The organism is Herbidospora sp. RD11066 (assembly GCF_054661255.1).
Genome location: NZ_BAAGDO010000003.1, coordinates 777,711 through 792,840, shown reverse-complemented (window position 1 = coordinate 792,840; position 15,130 = coordinate 777,711). Strand labels below are relative to the sequence as shown.

The following is a 15,130-nucleotide window of genomic DNA, read 5'->3' as shown; positions in this document are numbered from 1 at the left end:
CTTTCGGGATGGAACGTGGATGGCCCGGCCGATCGCCGCTCCCACCCGGCACTCGAGGAGACCCGGTGCACCTTGGTGGTTGCCAGCCGCCTCTCTGAAAACGATCGGCCGGGCTGGGCGGAGTCCCTACCCCCGGGTTCTCCGCCCGACATCACTGTCTCCCGCGGCGCTTGCCGATCGATCAACGCCCGATTGCGAAGAACCCCTCGGCGATCAGCCGCCGCACGCTCTCGGTGTCGGCCAGGCCCGGCCTCCCGATGAGCTCGCCGATCGCGCCGAGCAGCGGCCCGGTGGCGAGCCCGCCGTCGACGACCCCGGCCAGCGCCGCCTCGACGGTGCCGACCTCGGCGGTCCTCCTCAGCCCCCGGGTCTGCCGCAGCCGGATCACCGACGGGTCGTCGGCGCCGGGCGGGCCCACCCGCTCTTCGAGCACACCGTCGGCCAGGGTCAGCGCGGCCTGGAGGAGGTCGTCGTCGCTCAGCCGGTGGGCGGTGGTGATCGCCTCCAGCACCCGGTCGACGTAGGTCCCCACGGGGAGCTCGACCTGGTGGGTGAGCTGCTCGATGCGTACGACCGGATCGAGGGAACCCGAGTCGTTGAGGGTGATCCAGCCGAAGCCGACGCCCTCCACCCGCTGTTCCTCGAACCACTCCAACCATTCGTCGTAGCGGTCGCGGTAGGCCGGGGTGCCCTGCTCGGCGGCGTCGCGCAGCCACAGCTCCACATATTCGGCAGGGTCCTGGACGTCTCTCTGCACCACCCAGCCGTCACAGCCGGTGCCCGACAGCCAGCCGCCGACGCGGTCACGCCAGTCTTCCCCGCGCACGTGCAGCCAGTTGGCCAGCAGGTGGCAGGTGCCCCCGGCCGACAGATGGGCGGGCACGTTCTGGACGAGATCGCGGCAGAACTCGTCGCCCCGATAGCCGGTCTCACGATAGGTCAGCCGCCCGGCCGGCGAGATGACGAACGGCGGGTTCGACACGATCAGGTCGTAGCGCTCGCCACCGACCGGGTCGAACAGCGACCCCTTGCGCGTCTCGACGCCGGAGACCCCCGACAGCCCCCAGCTCAGCCGGGCCAGGTGCAGCGCCCGCGCGTTGACGTCGGTCGCGGTGATCTCGCTCGCCCGGTCGGCCAAGTGGAGCACCTGCACCCCGCACCCGGTGCCGAGGTCGAGCGCCCGCTCGACGGATTCACGTGAAACAAGTTGCGCGAGGTTCGCCGACGCCCCGCCCGCCCCGACCACGTGATCACGCCGCAGCGCCGGATCACCGGGCCGGACCTTCCGGTCGGACACCACATAGCCGCCGGTCTCCCACGGCTGGATGTGCACGTTGGCCTGGACGGTGTCCCCCACCTTGATCAGCAACCCGCTGCGCAGCAGCTCCTGCAACGGCAGGTCGGCCGCCGCCGTGCTGACCGGCACGCCGAGCCACCACAGCCGGATCAGGGTTCCGAGCGTGTCGCCGTCACGAGTGGCGCGCAGCGCCGGGACGAGCTCCTCGCGGGCCAGCGCCGAGGCGGCGGTGTCGCCGAGCCTCTCGCGTACGCCGTCGATCGTGTAGCCGGCTTCCAGGAACCGGTCGCGTAGCCGTATCAGCAGGTCAGATGGTGCGTCCACACAGAGCAATCTAGCGCCGTAAGCGCTTTGCAAGTGGCGGTCAAGCAGCCGGGCGTATGACCCGGACAACCTTCATCGGGGAGTTTGCCATGCTCATACCTTGCCTGGCCTGCGGCTCGCGGTTCCGGCCCGACGACTACTTCCGGGCGTGCCACGACTACAACCGGGGCCGTGACCTGGTCTCGTGGACCTGCCCGGCCTGCGGCAACCGCGACGACCTGCGGGTGCTGCCGGGCGAACTGGGCTTCGGCTACCCGGCCCGGGGGCGCTACGCCGTGAACCGGACGATCGCGGTGCCCGGCATGCGGCGCCAGCGCCACGACCTGCGGCTGGAGATCTCCCTCAACCAGCGGACCTGGCTGGTCAGCCGCGCAGGCTCGCCCACGCCGCCTCGGCCAGCGCCCTGATCTCCTCGTCGGTCGGCTGGTGGGCCCCGGCGAACCACAGGCGGCACATCTCCTGGGCCGGGCCGAGCCACAGCACGTAACACATCGTCGACTGGACGGGCTGGAGCAGCCCGGCCTTCATGTGAGGCTTCCACCAGTCGGCGACCTGACGGAAGAAGGTCCGCCGCGACTCGGCGACCTCGGCGCCACCCGGCTCTTCACGCCGGGGCGGCCGCTCGCTGATCAGCAGCCGGGCCCGCTCGGGGTGTTCGCCGCACCACTCCATGTGGAAGGCGACGACGGCCTCGATGCCCCCGCGGGCGTCTTCGTGGGAGAGAAGTCGGGTGATGAACGCTTCCTGGTACATCGCCAGGATTTCGGCGTAGAGCACCCCGAATACGTGCTCTTTGCTGGCGAAATGGTGATAGAAACTACCTACGCTGACGCCGCTTTCCTCGCGGAGGCTGGCCAGCGTGGTGGCGGAGACGCCGTCCTGGCTGAAGCGGCGCAGGGCGCCGTCCATGATCCGGGTTCGCCCGTCTCGACCGATCTTCGCGCTCTTCACACCCCCAATGGTGGCCTAACAGAGCTTTGTTCTGCAAATGCGAGGCCCGTTCTGACCTGAACCGACCCGTGTTCGACGGCCATGACGGCATCCGGCCACGCTTTGTTGATCATGGCGAGCACCCGCCTGTTCTCGCCCATGACGTCCATGGTCAGCCAGCGCGTGCCGGCCGAACGCCCGATGAGTTCCCTGATCAGCCGTGAGCCGATGCCCTGGTTCTGCCACTCGTCGGCGACCACGACGGCGATCTCGGCCTCGTCGTCCCTCCTGAAGGCCATGGCGTGGCCGATGACCCTGTCGTCTAAGTGGGCGATGAGGGCGTCGCGGCGGCCGTCTCTGGCCAGCATCGACCGGAGCAGGGCGTTGTTCGGCCGGGGGATCCCGGCGAAGAAGCGCTGGGTCTGCGTGTGCAGCGAGAGGTCGAGGAGGAACTTCCGCACCCCGTCCGCGTCATCCGGCCCCGTCGGACGGATCTCCACCTGAGTTCTCTGCATGAACTCAGCCTTTATTGCCCAGCTGAGTCTGTCAAGTAGACTCATGTCATGGACGTCCTGCCGCGAAGCGCGTTCTACCTCGACAACTGCTCGATCGAACGCACCCTCTCCGTCGTCGGCGAGAAGTGGACCTTCCTGGTGCTGCGAGAGGTCTTCAACGGCATCCGCCGCTTCGCCGACCTCCAGGAGGGCACCGGCGCGCCCCGCCAGGTCCTGAGCGCCCGGCTCAGCCGTCTCGTCGACGAGGGCATGCTGCGCAAGGTCCCCTACCAGGAGCCCGGCCAACGCCAGCGCGACGAATACCGCCTCACCGACAAGGGCCGCGACCTCTACCCGATACTGATCGCCCTGATGCACTGGGGCGACCGCTACGAGGCCGACCCCGAGGGCCCGTCTCTGCTGGTCACCCACCGCGACTGCGGCGCCCCCGTCCACCTGGAGCTGCGGTGCGCCGAGGGCCACGACGTGCCGGGCCCCCGCCAGATCACGGTGCTGCCCGGACCGGGTGCCCATTACAAGGCCACCGGCTGAGGTCCCTAGTCTGTAGGGCGTGTACCGGTTCCTGCTGACCCCCCGCTGGCTGGCGCTTCATGTCGTGGTGCTGCTGGTGATCCCGGCCTTCGTCTTCCTCGGCCGGTGGCAGTTCGGCCGCTACGAAACCCGCTCCGCCGCCGAAGACCGCAACTCCACCAACCTCGCGGCGCCCCCGGTGCCGTTCGAGACGCTGACGAGCGTGGGCGGCGCCGTACCGGAAAAAGACAAGTTCCGCAGAATCACCGCCACCGGCACCTACGACACCGCCCACGAGCTCCTGGTCCGCCGCCGCACCCAGAACAGCCAGGTCGGCTTCTACGTCCTCACCCCGCTGACGACCCCCGGCGGCAGCGTGCTGGTCAACCGGGGCTGGGTCAAAGCCGGCTCGACCATCGACGACCTCCCCGACATCCCCCCGCCCCCCGGCGGCCAGGTGACCCTGACGGGCCGCCTCCGCCCGGCCGAGACGACCGAGACGACCGGCATCATCGACCGCCAGGGACTTCCGGCGGGCCAGGTCCTCCTCATCAACGACCGCCCGATCGGCGCTCTGGTCGGCTCCCCCCTCTACGGCGGGTACGTCGATCTCATCGAACAGCAGCCGATTTCCGAAAAAGCTCCCGAACCCGTCCCGGCGCCCGAATCGGCTGGTGGCGGAGGGCTCAATCTGGCCTACGGAGTGCAGTGGTGGCTGTTCATCGGGGTGGCGATCGGCGGCTGGATTCTTCTCATCCGCCGAGAGCTTCACGATCGGCGGGAAACCACTGATAATGGTGGGGCGGATGAGGCGACCAGCCACGCCGTGACGTGAACGAACGGATACCAACCGGAGACCTGCCAGCTTGTTTGGCGTTATTCCTTGGCCCTACCGTTGACTGCTGTGACCACACCGCCGCTTCCCGACCCTGAGCCGAGGCGGCGGGATTTTGTCATCATCTCGGTCGACGACCATGTGATCGAGCCGCCCGACGTCTTCGAGAACCGCCTCGCGGCCAAATACCGCGACGCGGCTCCCAAGGTCGTCGACACCGACGCGGGCCATCAGGTGTGGCGCTACGGCGGCGCGACCTACCCCGCCGCGGGCATCGACGTCGGCGCGGGCCTGCCTCGCGAGCAGTGGACCCTCGATCCGGTCCGCTTCGACGACATGCGCCCCGGCTGCTACGACGTCGACGCGCGCATCGAGGATATGGACCGTGCCGGGATCTGGGCCGCCCTGAACTTCCCCGGCATGCTCGCCAACCAGGCCGGTGTCGCCTTCGCCCGCACCCGCGACCAGGACCTCGGCTTAGCTCTGGTGAAGGCCTGGAACGACTGGCACGTCGACGTGTGGGCCGGCACCTACCCCGAGCGCGTCATCGCCCTGCAGCTCCCGTGGCTCCCCGACCCCGAGGTCGCCGCCAAGGAGATCAAGGCCAACGCGGCACGCGGCTTCAAGGCCGTCGTCTTCCCCGAGTTCCCCACCCGCCTGCGCCTGCCGTCGATCCACAGCGGCCACTGGGACCCGTTCCTGGCCGCCTGCGAGGAGACCGGCACCGTCGTCTGCCTCCACACCGGCGCCTCGTCGTGGGCCCCCGTGCCCTCCCCCGACACCCCCATTGAGGCCATCACGACGCTGATGCCCTCGACGGCGATGTTCGCCTGCGCCGACTGGCTGTGGTCGGGCATCCCCCTGCGCTTCCCGGGCCTGCGCATCATGATCGTGGAAGGCGGCGTGGGCTGGCTCCCCCTGCTGGCCGAACGCGCCGACTACGCGCTCGACCACCCGGTCTCCAGCGAGTCGGCCTGGGACGGCGGCCTGCGCCCGAGCGAGGTCCTCCGCCGCAACTTCTTCTTCGGCACGCTCGACGACACTGCCCTGAGCGGGGTGCGCATGGCGGTGGGGATGGAACACGTCCTCCTGGAGAGCGGCTACCCCCGAGCCGAGTCGTCGTGGCCCGACACCCAGCGGTCGGTGGCCCAGCGCCTGGGCAACCTGCCTCCGGCGGACATCGCCCGGGTGGCCTACGGAAACGCGGCCCGGCTGTTCGGCCACCCGCTGCCATCGAGGGCGTGGCTCCGCCAGGAAGAGATCTGACACAACGGTTGGTGGCACCGCCTGCCATGGACATCGCACGGGTGGCTTAGGGGAACGCGGCCCGCCTGTGCGACTCCCGCTGCCGTCAGGGGCCGACTGCACTCGGCGCGGTGGGCCCCATCATCGGCTTCGCCGTCACCAATTCTGGGTCGGGGAGCACGAGATCCCCGATACCTGCAGGTCGCGTCATTGCGCCGGTGGCGGTCGGGCTCACCCGTGGTCACCGGCGCCTCGGCGTCAGCGCTCAGATGCGGTCGTGGCCGGCTCCCGGCTCGGGGGTGATGGCGAGGTTCCTGCGCTCCCAGTCGACGTAGCGGCCGCTCTCGCCCAGGAGTGACGACGCCAGCCACAGGAACACACCGAAGTCGTCGACCACGCCGAGCGCCAGGAACAGCGCCTCCGGTACGACATCAACAGGGCTGACGATGTAGAGGATCGCCATGCCCATCAGGGCCAGCTTGCCCTTGCCCAGCTCGCGGTAGTCACCCCGCAGCGCCCCCGACAGCATGCGGGGCAGGGCGCGGATGCGGGCGCCCAGCCCGGGGCTGCCCGGCCGGGAAATGTCCTGGTAGACCTTGTATGCCTGTGCCGCCCGCCGTGCCTTCACCATGGTTGCCTCCCTGCCCGGCCATTTGCCCCGATAACGGAGGGCTTTGCGGCGTTGGTTCCGTTACTTCGGGGCCAAAATTCTCACCGTTTGGTCCATCGGCTGGTCACCGAAGTCGAGTGGCGCCAGAACGGGAGTGGTGAGCCCGTTCTGAACGTATTCGCCGACCCGCGCCCGGCACTGCTCCGCCGTGCCGTGGATGATCAGATCGTCGACCACCTCGTCGGGAATCGCCTTCAACGCCGCCTGCCGGTCACCGGCCGCCCACGCCTCGTGCATCGCCCGCAGCACCTCACCGCGCCCCAGCCAGTCGTGGAAGGCGGCGTACACCGGCACCGTGAGATACCCCGCGATCATCCGCCGCCCGATGGCCCTGACCCGGTCGGCGTCTTCACTGACGATGACGAACAGCCGCGCGATCAGCTCGGTGTCGTCGCCGATCTCACCCCTGATCTTCGGTACGTCCCCCGGCGCCAACCAGTTCGTGATCGCCCCATCGGCCTCGGCGGCGGCCAGCCGGAGCATGCCCGGCCGAAGCGCCGCCAGCACGATCTTCGGCGGCGTCTTCGGCGCCTGCTCCAGCTTGAACCCCTGGACCGAGAAGGTCTCATAGGTCTCGCTGACCTTCTCGCCGTTCAACGCCCTGCGGAGGAAGCGCAGGGTGTCGCGCGTGCGGGCGTAGGGCTTCACGAACTCGCCGGCGTTCCACTTCTCGACGATCGCGGGGGAGGAGGCCCCGATGCCGAGCAGAAACCGCCCGGGCGCCCGGTCGGCCACCGTGGCCGCCGTCATGGCCAGCAGCCCCGGGCCACGCGTGGAGACCGGCACGATCGCCGTGCCGAGCCGCAGCTCGGGCGCCCATTCGGCGGCCAGCGCCAGCGGAGTGAATCCGTCGCTGCCGTTGACCTCGGCCGACCACGCGTCGGTGTAACCGAGATCCGGCAGCTCGGCGATGAGGTCCCGATCGAGACCGCTCCCCGCGAACGGGATGGTGATTCCCCAGCGCGCCACAGTGCCTCCCGGCCGTCTTCGATTGAGGCCACGAGCATACCAACCGTTCGGTACGTCAAGTAAATGCCCTCTGACCTGCTAGAACGAAGAAATGGCAGATATCCCGGTCGAAGTGAGAACGTCCTGTCACGCGGAAGTGCACGGCCCTTTGATCCAGCTGAACTGCGAACGCACCCAAACCATCCGCCTGCCGAGAGCCGCCCTGGCATGGGTTCTGCACCCGGAACCGGTCACCCAGGGAAAGTGGATCCGCCTGCACATGGCCCCGACCCCGTCGACGGACATCCTGGCCCTGCCCCTCATCTCCCTGAACCCGGCGGCGACGGCTGGGGAAACCCGTTCCACGAACCTCACGTCTGTGGACATCGGCCCTGTACCGGTACCCGACGTGGAAACACTCTCTGTGGAAATCCAGCCTGTGGAGATCCCGGCTGTGGAGATCCCGGCTGTGGAGATCCCGGCTGTGGAAGAGCAGCATGCGGAAATCCCGCGTGTGGAAAATGAACCCACCGCCCCGGTTCCGGCAGCCGACGTCGTGGCCGCAATGCCGACAGCGCAGACTCCCACCCTCGTGGCGACAGTTCCCGCCGCACAGACGCCCGTCGTCTTGATGGCAGTACCTGTTACGCAGACATCCACCGTCGCGCATACGCCCGCCCTGGTGGCGGCGATCCCGGCCACACAGGTACCCGTCGTCCTGGTGCCGGTTCCGGTCACGCAGGTGCCCACCGTCTGGGTGGCAGTTCCAGTCGCGCAGGCACCCACCGTCGCGCTTCCGGTTTCGACCGTGTCGTCACCGGCCGCCGACACACCCTCCGTCGCACAAGCTCCGACACCACCTGTGGAAGCCGTTTCTGTGGAAATGCCTGCTGTGGAAACGCCGCCTGTGGATTCAGCTGCTGTGGACAGACCTCCTGCGGACACAGCCACTGCACAAGCGCAGCCTGTGAACATCCCCGCTGTGGACAGCGGGGCTGTGGATAGCCCAGCTGTGGACAAGCCTGTTGTGGATACTCCTGCTGCCGCGCTTCCGCCGTCGCAGGTTTCTTCCCCGCAAGGCCAGAATCCCGCTTCGGAGCAGGACCCCGGCCAAGCCACCGAGCCCAAGGCGCCTGCTCAGCTCGTACAGAAAGAGAACCCTGCGCAACCCGAAAGGCCGGCCTCTGCAGAGCGGCCGAACGGTCACTCCGAGTCTGCGAATCCGCCCGCCCAAGTACAGCCGCCCGCTGCACCGGCCGCCCAAGAACCGGCCAACCCCGCGAACCCCGCCGCGGCCGCTCCCAACCAGGCCGCTCCCGACCCAGCCGCCGGCAATCCGGGCGCTCCCAACCCAGCCGCGCCCGATCCGGCGGCCCCCGACGCGGCCGCTCCGGGGCAGGCTGCTCCCGGGAATACGCCGGCCCCCATGGCTCCAGCCCCGGTTCAGATCAACCCCGAGCCCCTGGCCGATGGGGCGATCGTGCGGGCTCGGAAGCGGATGGCGCAGGCTGATGCGCATCAGCCCACGGATCGGGAGTCCGTCGTCGTTGTGCTGTTCACGGCGGTGATCGCGGTCGCCGCGGGGGCGGTGCTCAGGCGGCGGCGCCGCTAGGGAGAAGACGGTCGATCTCGTCGAAGCGGACCTGGGCCTCCTTGAGGGGCCCGGGGTCGACCACGCCCTCGATCCCATACGGGTGCGAAATCAGCTGGATCACCACGATCCCGGTCACCACCGTCGCCACCCGGACCACGTCGGCGATCACCGACGGTACCGTCGGCCGCCGTCGCAGTGCCCACGGCAGGGCGATCACCAGCAGGCCGGAGATGACCATCGACGCCATGAAGACCGATTCCAACCCCGATGTCGCGTTGTCCGCCCGAGCCGCCCGCGCGTGCGACACCTCGGCCGCACGGGCCAGGGCCTCGGCGCGCAGCTCGGAATCGGTCGACGGCAACCTGAGCATCGCGGTCCGGAGCGAGTCGAGGGTCACGCCGGTCCGGCCGTCGAGGGACTCCTCCTGCATGCGGGGCCAGTCGAGTTCGATGGTCTGGGTCGTGTACGCCCGCACCAGATCCCGCACCTCCGCCGACTTCTGCAGCGGGGCCACCGCCCAATAGAGCTCCACCAGGCTCTCCGACTCGGCCCTCACGTCGGCGTCGGACGCCGAAATGGCATCCCGGCACAGCACTGCCGCATAGGCCACGACCACGAGAAAGACCGCCAGCGCGATGTTGACCGCGAAGTCGATCGGCCCCGCGCCGCCTTCCTCGTCGTCACGCCCGCTGCGCCGCAGCCACGTCAGCATCGCGAACAGGGCCACTACGACAATCGCCACAAACCAGAAGACCCACGCCATGTGACAGAGAGTAATCAGATCATTCCCGCAATTCGCGGACCACCTCGATGAAATCTCGTGTCACACCACGCAAACCCGGCAGGTAGGAAAGCGCGACCAAACGATCGACCAAGGGAACACTCCGGTCGATGAGCCGATGGGTGCGCTCGCATCCGGGCGAAGTGTCGTGCACCCAGAACAGCACGACCCCCATCGACAACAGCCACAGGAGTTCGGGCAGTTCACCGCGCAATTCCGGGTCCATTCGATCGGCGCAGCCCTCGACGACCTCGCGATAAAGGGCCACCGAGGAATCGCGGGCCGGCGCCGATTCGGTACTGAAAGGGCTCAGGGGATTGTCCGGCTCGGCCGCGTGCTTGAAGAATTTCACCGCGAACGCGTGGTAGGGCTCCGAGACCCGCACCCACGCCGAGAGCACGCCGTGCAGCCGGGGCGCGAACGACCTTTCCCGCGCGAGAATCTCCCGGGAGGCCGCCTCGTGTTCCGATTGGGCCCGATCGTAATAGGCCTGAATGAGCTGCTCTTTCGAGGCGAAATAGTAATAGGCACTGCCGACGGAAACTCCGGCCTCGGCCGCGATCGCGCGCATTGTCGTCGCGTCGTACCCTCGCTCGCGGAATAGCCGCAGCGCGGTCTCCACGATGAGATCCCTGCTCGACCTGGGCACATCGGTCACTGTACGTCTCCAGCCCCCGTCAGGTCATGAACCCACCAGATGATGGCCGAGTTACCCCAAACAGTCGGCCTCTCCGGGGGTGGCTCCCGTCTCGGTGTGGGAGTTAAGCCTGTGATCAAGCTCCCCCACCGCGCTACGGAGAGTAATGGGGGAAGTAGAATGACCCAACGCACGACCGGCTGGTGTGTCGCAGGCTTGACCGTCATCGCTTTGGTCTCGCTCCCTGGCCTTGTGGCCGAAGCCGACACTCAGCGCGTCAGACCACAACTGACCTTCCGGCCCGTCGAGGCGCCGACCGGGGTGCGCACCGCATTCCGTACGGGAGTGCTGAAAGTCCGCTACTGGACCTGGCGCCGCGCGATGAACACCCGCGTCCACCACAACTACGCGATGCGCCGAATATCCAAAGCGGGCCTCGGCTGGCGCTCCACCGGCAACTGCGTCGACAAGAACCGCCCGACGTGTACGTCGCTGCACACCGTCAGGCTCGGCACCCTGCTGAAGACGATCGAGCTGAAGCGCATGTCGGGCTGCCGGCTGATCGTGACGGGCGGCACCGAGACCGGGCACGCGGTGGGCGTCCACAGTCACGGCAACGGCTGGAAGATCGACTTGGCTCCCAACCGCTGCCTCGACCGCTACATCACCCGCAAGCTGACGCCCCACGGCAAGCGCGGGGACGGTTCACAGCTCTACATCTCTCCCGAGGAAGACCTCTTCGCCCGGGAGAGTGACCACTGGGACATCCTGTTCCGCTAGCCGGCGAACTCGGTGGCGACGATCAGCTCGGCGATCTCGGCCGCGTTGAGGGCCGCGCCCTTGCGCAGGTTGTCGCCGCACACGAACAGGTCGAGCGTGTTGGGGAAGTCGAGGGCCTGCCGCACCCGGCCGACGTAGGTCGGGTCGGTGCCCACAACGTCGATCGGCATCGGGTAGACGCCGTTGGCCGGGTCGTCGACCAGGACGACGGTCGGCGCCGCCTCCAGGATCCGGTGGGCGTCGGCCACGGTGATCTCGCGCTCGAAGGTCGCGTGGACGGCCAGCGAGTGGGTGGTGATCACCGGGACGCGGACGCAGGTCGCGGAGACCTTCAGCCCGGGGATGCCGAGGATCTTGCGCGACTCGTTGCGCAGCTTCAGCTCCTCGGACGCCCAGCCGTCTTCCTTGAGCGAGCCCGCCCACGGCACGACGTTGAACGCGACCGGCGCAGGGAAGGTGTCGTCGCCGTCACCGAGCTTGTTCTGCAGGACCTTGCGCACGTCACCGGCCGTGGTGCCGACGGTGCGGTCACCGGCCAGAGCCTCGACCTCGTCGTACAGACGAGCGGAACCGGCGACACCGGCGCCGGAGACGGCCTGGTAGGAGGCCACGACGAGCTCCTTGAGCCCGAACTCCTCGTGGAGGGCGCCCATGGCGGCCATCATCGACAGAGTGGTGCAGTTGGGGGTCGAGACGATGCCGAGCGGACGGTTCGCGGCGTCGCCCGGGTTGACCTCGGGCACCACCAGCGGAACCTCCGGGTTCATCCGGAAGGTGCCCGACTTGTCGATGGCGATCGCGCCGCGCTCAGCCGCGATCGGCACCCAGGTGGCCGACACCTCGTCGGGCACGTCGAAGATCGCGATGTCGACGCCGTCGAACACCTCGGGGGCCAGCGCCTGGACGACGACGTCCTCACCGCGGACCTGGAGGACCTTGCCGGCCGAACGGGCCGAGGCGACGAGACGGATCTCGCCGTAGATGTCCTCCCGGCCGGAGATGATCTCGCGCATGACGGTGCCGACGGCACCGGTCGCCCCGACGAGGGCGAGGGTGGGCTTGGTGCTCATCGGCCGGTTCCTCCGTAAACCACAGCTTCAACCTGGTCGGCGTCGAGATTGAACGCCGAGTGTGCGGCGTTGACCGCCGCGTCGACCTGGTCCTGGTCGACGATGACCGAGATCCGGATCTCCGAGGTGGAGATCATCCCGATGTTGACGCCGGCGTCGGCCAGCGCGCCGAAGAACTTCGCCGTCACACCGGGGTGGGACCGCATGCCCGCGCCGATCAGCGAGACCTTGCCGATCTGGTCGTCGAACAGCAGCGTCTCGAAGACCACCTGGGCCTGCATCTTCTTCAGCGCCGTCAGCGCCGTGGAGGCGTCGCTCGTCGGCAGGGTGAAGGAGATGTCGGTCCGGCCCGTCGTCGCCGCCGACACGTTCTGCACGATCATGTCGATGTTGATCTCGGCGTCGGCGAGCGTGCGGAAGATGGCGGCAGCCTCTCCGACCTTGTCGGGCACGCCGACAACGGTGATCTTCGCCTCGCTCCGGTCGTGTGCCACGCCGGAGATGATGGGCTGCTCCACTTCGGTTCCTTCGGTCGCGGGGTCGGAGGTGACCCAGGTGCCTTCCTTGGTGCTGAACGAGCTCCTGACGTGGATCGGGAGGTTGAACCTCCGCGCGTATTCCACGCATCGCAGGTGCAGGATCTTCGCGCCGCACGCGGCCATCTCGAGCGTCTCTTCGTAGGAGATGCGGGGGATCTTCCTGGCCCTCGCGGCGATCCGCGGATCGGCGGTGAAGATGCCGTCGACGTCGGTGTAGATCTCGCACACGTCGGCCCCGAGGGCCGCGGCGAGGGCGACGGCGGTCGTGTCGGAACCGCCGCGCCCCAGCGTCGTGATGTCCTTCGTGTCCTGCGAGACACCCTGGAACCCGGCCACGATCGCGATGTGGCCCTTGTCGAGGGCGTCGCGCAGGCGGCCGGGCGACACGTCGATGATGCGCGCCCTGCCGTGGGTCGAGTCGGTGATCACGCCGGCCTGCGACCCGGTGAAGCTGCGCGCCTCCTGGCCCAGGTTGGCGATCGCCATCGCGAGCAGCGCCATCGAGATGCGCTCGCCGGAGGTCAGCAGCATGTCGAGCTCACGGCCCGGAGGCAGTGGCGACACCTGCTGGGCGAGGTCGAGGAGCTCGTCAGTCGTGTCGCCCATCGCGGAGACGACGACCACGACCTCGTTGCCCGCTTTTTTCGTGGCGACGATCCGCTGCGCGACACGCTTGATGCTCGTGGCATCGGCTACGGACGAACCACCATACTTCTGGACAACGAGCGCCACTGGATCTCTCCGAACGAATCAGGACGTGGAGTTCACAGTTTAGCTACGTGCCCCAGAGGGCCAACTGAGTTAGCCCAGCATGTGGACAACCTCAGACCGCAGTGACCTCTTCCGCCACGTCGAGCCGCGTGTGCGCCACCAGCGCCTGCAGTGCCCGCAGAGCCGCCCCCGCGTGGTTACCCCAGGTGTTGAAGTAGGAGTACTGCCACCACCAGATCGCCTCGAGGGGCCGTCCGGCCCGGTAGTGACGCAGGCCGTGGATCAGGTCGGCCGCCACCGCCGTCAGGTCGTCGGAGAGCCGGTAGGGGGTGACCGCAGTGTCCTTGTAAGGGTCGAACACCTCGGCGTAGTCGTCGACCGGGCCCAGCCGGGCCGCCAGCGCCACCCGCAGCGGGTCGATGTCGGGATCCTCACTGAGGGCCGGCTCGACGTTGCCCTGCAGGATCACGTCGTGCACGGCCGCGAGCTGGGAACCGGCCAGGCTGACCTGGGCCACCTCCACCAGCAGCAGCGGCAGGATGGCGTCGCCACCCTCGCCGCCCGCCAGCCGGGTCAGGCCGTCGAGGTAGTTCTGGGCGTGCCCGCCGACCCGGTCGGCCAGGTCCTTCCACTCTTCGTCAAACATCCAGCAGTCTCCGTCCTTCGAAAGCGCGGCCCAACGTGACCTCGTCGGCGTACTCCAGATCGCCGCCGACAGGCAGACCGCTGGCCAGCCGTGTCACCCTTAAACCCATCGGTTTGACGAGCCTGGCCAAATAGGTGGCCGTGGCCTCGCCCTCGAGGTTGGGATCGGTGGCGAGGATGAGCTCGGTCACCTCGCCGTCGGCGAGGCGGGTCATCAGCTCGCGGACCCGCAGGTCGTCGGGGCCGACCCCGTCGATGGGACTGATCGCGCCCCCCAGCACGTGGTAGCGCCCCCGGAACTCGCGCGTCTTCTCGATCGCCACGACGTCTTTCGACTCTTCGACCACGCAGATGACGTGGGGGTCGCGGCGCTGGTCGCGACAGATCTTGCACTCTTCCTCGGCGGCCACGTTGCCGCAGACGCGGCAGAAGCGCACCTTCTCCTTCACCTCGAGAAGGGCGTGGGCCAGCCTCTTCACATCGCCAGGATCGGCCGACAGCAGGTGAAAGGCGATGCGCTGCGCGCTCTTGGGACCGACGCCGGGCAGCAGACCCAGTTCGTCGATCAGGTTCTGGACGACGCCTTCGTACATATTTAGAAACCTGGCAGCTGGCCGAGGCCTTGCGACAGCGGGCCGAGCTTCTCCTGCTGGAGCTCACCGGCGGCGCGGACGGCGTCGCGCACGGCCGCGATGACCAGATCGGCGATCGTCTCGACCGTCTCGGCGGCGTCACCCGAGTCGATGACCTTCGGGTTGATCTTCAGTTCGAGCAGCTCGCCACTGCCGTTGACGGTCGCCACCACAAGGCCCCCGCCGGCGCTTCCCTGAACCTCGGCGTCGTTGAGCTCCTGCTGCGCCGAGACGAGCTGCTGCTGCATGAGCTGAGCCTGCTCCAGCAACTGCTGCAGGTTGACTTCTGGGTTCACAATCGTGCGCTCCTCAGCGACCGGCGACGTAGTTCGTCCCGACGAGCCTACGGTGTTTGCCGCTCATCTGACACCGGAGCACGGAGCGTGTTCGCCAGTGCGGTGCTGGCCGGGTCCCGGCCCCCCTCCAAGCGTCCGAGACCCGGCCTTTTCCACTCCGGATCGGCCGCG

The 15,130-nt window shown here is 68.4% G+C and carries 18 protein-coding genes; 6 read left to right on the top strand and 12 right to left on the bottom strand.

Going from position 1 to position 15,130, the window contains the following annotated elements; all coding sequences use genetic code 11:
• Positions 1-181: 181 nt before the first annotated feature.
• Positions 182-1,621 (bottom strand): DUF7059 domain-containing protein, encoded by a 1,440-nt coding sequence (locus tag ACYQ78_RS15330; RefSeq protein ID WP_459801482.1) that lies wholly within the window; start codon positions 1,619-1,621, stop codon positions 182-184.
• An 89-nt stretch (positions 1,622-1,710) separates the two neighbouring features.
• Between ACYQ78_RS15330 and ACYQ78_RS15325 the strand changes: the two genes are divergently transcribed.
• On the top strand, positions 1,711-2,028 hold the full coding sequence (locus ACYQ78_RS15325) for a hypothetical protein (RefSeq protein WP_459801481.1): 318 nt from the start codon (positions 1,711-1,713) through the stop codon (positions 2,026-2,028).
• Here ACYQ78_RS15325 and ACYQ78_RS15320 read toward each other — a convergent pair.
• Both ACYQ78_RS15320 and ACYQ78_RS15315 read right to left on the bottom strand, forming a co-directional pair.
• Positions 1,985-2,572 carry a TetR/AcrR family transcriptional regulator gene (locus ACYQ78_RS15320; protein ID WP_459801480.1) on the bottom strand — a complete coding sequence of 196 codons (588 nt, stop codon included), beginning with the start codon at positions 2,570-2,572 and terminating at the stop codon, positions 1,985-1,987. The genes ACYQ78_RS15325 and ACYQ78_RS15320 overlap by 44 nt on opposite strands.
• Positions 2,569-3,066, bottom strand: a complete 498-nt coding sequence (locus ACYQ78_RS15315; protein WP_459801479.1) for an N-acetyltransferase family protein — start codon at positions 3,064-3,066, stop codon at positions 2,569-2,571. Before ACYQ78_RS15315 ends, ACYQ78_RS15320 begins: the two co-directional genes overlap by 4 nt.
• 48 nt (positions 3,067-3,114) lie before the next feature.
• Between ACYQ78_RS15315 and ACYQ78_RS15310 the strand changes: the two genes are divergently transcribed.
• The 3 genes from ACYQ78_RS15310 to ACYQ78_RS15300 all read left to right on the top strand — a co-directional run bounded on the left by ACYQ78_RS15310 (position 3,115) and on the right by ACYQ78_RS15300 (position 5,677).
• A complete protein-coding gene (locus ACYQ78_RS15310) occupies positions 3,115-3,597 on the top strand; it encodes a winged helix-turn-helix transcriptional regulator (RefSeq protein WP_459801478.1) in 483 nt (160 codons plus the stop codon).
• A gap of 19 nt (positions 3,598-3,616) precedes the next feature.
• Entirely contained in the window at positions 3,617-4,411 is a 795-nt protein-coding gene (locus tag ACYQ78_RS15305) for an SURF1 family cytochrome oxidase biogenesis protein (RefSeq protein ID WP_459801477.1), read from the top strand.
• 69 nt (positions 4,412-4,480) lie between these two features.
• A complete protein-coding gene (locus tag ACYQ78_RS15300) occupies positions 4,481-5,677 on the top strand; it encodes an amidohydrolase family protein (protein ID WP_459801476.1) in 1,197 nt (398 codons plus the stop codon).
• Between the two features lie 244 nt (positions 5,678-5,921).
• On the opposite strand, the gene ACYQ78_RS15295 is transcribed toward ACYQ78_RS15300, so the two are convergent.
• Together ACYQ78_RS15295 and ACYQ78_RS15290 are read right to left on the bottom strand one after the other, a co-directional pair.
• Positions 5,922-6,287 (bottom strand): YkvA family protein, encoded by a 366-nt coding sequence (locus tag ACYQ78_RS15295; RefSeq protein ID WP_459801475.1) that lies wholly within the window; start codon positions 6,285-6,287, stop codon positions 5,922-5,924.
• Positions 6,288-6,347: 60 nt separating this feature from the next.
• The gene (locus tag ACYQ78_RS15290) at positions 6,348-7,295 is read right to left on the bottom strand and encodes an LLM class F420-dependent oxidoreductase (RefSeq protein ID WP_459801474.1); all 948 of its coding nucleotides are present in this window, start codon (positions 7,293-7,295) and stop codon (positions 6,348-6,350) included.
• A gap of 91 nt (positions 7,296-7,386) precedes the next feature.
• Here ACYQ78_RS15290 and ACYQ78_RS15285 point away from each other — a divergent pair, with 91 nt between their 5' ends.
• Complete coding sequence (locus ACYQ78_RS15285) at positions 7,387-8,886, top strand: hypothetical protein (RefSeq protein ID WP_459801473.1); 1,500 nt, start codon at positions 7,387-7,389, stop codon at positions 8,884-8,886.
• Here the strand turns inward: ACYQ78_RS15285 and ACYQ78_RS15280 are convergent.
• Together ACYQ78_RS15280 and ACYQ78_RS15275 are read right to left on the bottom strand one after the other, a co-directional pair.
• Positions 8,867-9,610 (bottom strand): bestrophin-like domain, encoded by a 744-nt coding sequence (locus ACYQ78_RS15280; RefSeq protein ID WP_459801472.1) that lies wholly within the window; start codon positions 9,608-9,610, stop codon positions 8,867-8,869. The genes ACYQ78_RS15285 and ACYQ78_RS15280 overlap by 20 nt on opposite strands.
• A gap of 40 nt (positions 9,611-9,650) precedes the next feature.
• Positions 9,651-10,271, bottom strand: a complete 621-nt coding sequence (locus tag ACYQ78_RS15275; RefSeq protein ID WP_459801471.1) for a TetR family transcriptional regulator — start codon at positions 10,269-10,271, stop codon at positions 9,651-9,653.
• A 267-nt stretch (positions 10,272-10,538) separates the two neighbouring features.
• On the opposite strand from ACYQ78_RS15275, the gene ACYQ78_RS15270 reads away from it, so the two are divergent.
• Positions 10,539-11,066, top strand: coding sequence for a hypothetical protein (locus ACYQ78_RS15270; RefSeq protein WP_459801470.1), 528 nt, complete (start codon positions 10,539-10,541; stop codon positions 11,064-11,066).
• On the opposite strand, the gene ACYQ78_RS15265 is transcribed toward ACYQ78_RS15270, so the two are convergent.
• The 5 genes from ACYQ78_RS15265 to ACYQ78_RS15245 form a co-directional block, all read right to left on the bottom strand.
• Entirely contained in the window at positions 11,063-12,136 is a 1,074-nt protein-coding gene (locus ACYQ78_RS15265; protein WP_459801469.1) for an aspartate-semialdehyde dehydrogenase, read from the bottom strand. The genes ACYQ78_RS15270 and ACYQ78_RS15265 overlap by 4 nt on opposite strands.
• On the bottom strand, positions 12,133-13,407 hold the full coding sequence (locus tag ACYQ78_RS15260) for an aspartate kinase (RefSeq protein ID WP_459801468.1): 1,275 nt from the start codon (positions 13,405-13,407) through the stop codon (positions 12,133-12,135). The genes ACYQ78_RS15265 and ACYQ78_RS15260 overlap by 4 nt, the downstream gene beginning before the upstream one ends.
• Before the next feature lie 91 nt (positions 13,408-13,498).
• Positions 13,499-14,032, bottom strand: coding sequence for a DUF5063 domain-containing protein (locus ACYQ78_RS15255; protein ID WP_459801467.1), 534 nt, complete (start codon positions 14,030-14,032; stop codon positions 13,499-13,501).
• Positions 14,025-14,624 (bottom strand): recombination mediator RecR, encoded by a 600-nt coding sequence (recR, locus tag ACYQ78_RS15250; RefSeq protein WP_459801466.1) that lies wholly within the window; start codon positions 14,622-14,624, stop codon positions 14,025-14,027. The genes ACYQ78_RS15255 and recR overlap by 8 nt, the downstream gene beginning before the upstream one ends.
• A 2-nt stretch (positions 14,625-14,626) precedes the next feature.
• Entirely contained in the window at positions 14,627-14,959 is a 333-nt protein-coding gene (locus ACYQ78_RS15245) for a YbaB/EbfC family nucleoid-associated protein (RefSeq protein ID WP_459801465.1), read from the bottom strand.
• Between the last annotated feature and the right edge of the window lie 171 nt (positions 14,960-15,130).

Bases quoted from the DNA above. Each gene is read 5' to 3' on its own strand.
- ACYQ78_RS15325 (WP_459801481.1), top strand. From the start codon at position 1,711: ATGCTCATACCTTGCCTGGCCTGCGGCTCGCGGTTCCGGCCCGACGAC.
- ACYQ78_RS15315 (WP_459801479.1), bottom strand. From the start codon at position 3,066: ATGCAGAGAACTCAGGTGGAGATCCGTCCGACGGGGCCGGATGACGCG.
- ACYQ78_RS15310 (WP_459801478.1), top strand. From the start codon at position 3,115: ATGGACGTCCTGCCGCGAAGCGCGTTCTACCTCGACAACTGCTCGATC.
- ACYQ78_RS15295 (WP_459801475.1), bottom strand. From the start codon at position 6,287: ATGGTGAAGGCACGGCGGGCGGCACAGGCATACAAGGTCTACCAGGAC.
- ACYQ78_RS15285 (WP_459801473.1), top strand. From the start codon at position 7,387: ATGGCAGATATCCCGGTCGAAGTGAGAACGTCCTGTCACGCGGAAGTG.
- ACYQ78_RS15265 (WP_459801469.1), bottom strand. From the start codon at position 12,136: ATGAGCACCAAGCCCACCCTCGCCCTCGTCGGGGCGACCGGTGCCGTC.
- ACYQ78_RS15255 (WP_459801467.1), bottom strand. From the start codon at position 14,032: ATGTTTGACGAAGAGTGGAAGGACCTGGCCGACCGGGTCGGCGGGCAC.
- recR (WP_459801466.1), bottom strand. From the start codon at position 14,624: ATGTACGAAGGCGTCGTCCAGAACCTGATCGACGAACTGGGTCTGCTG.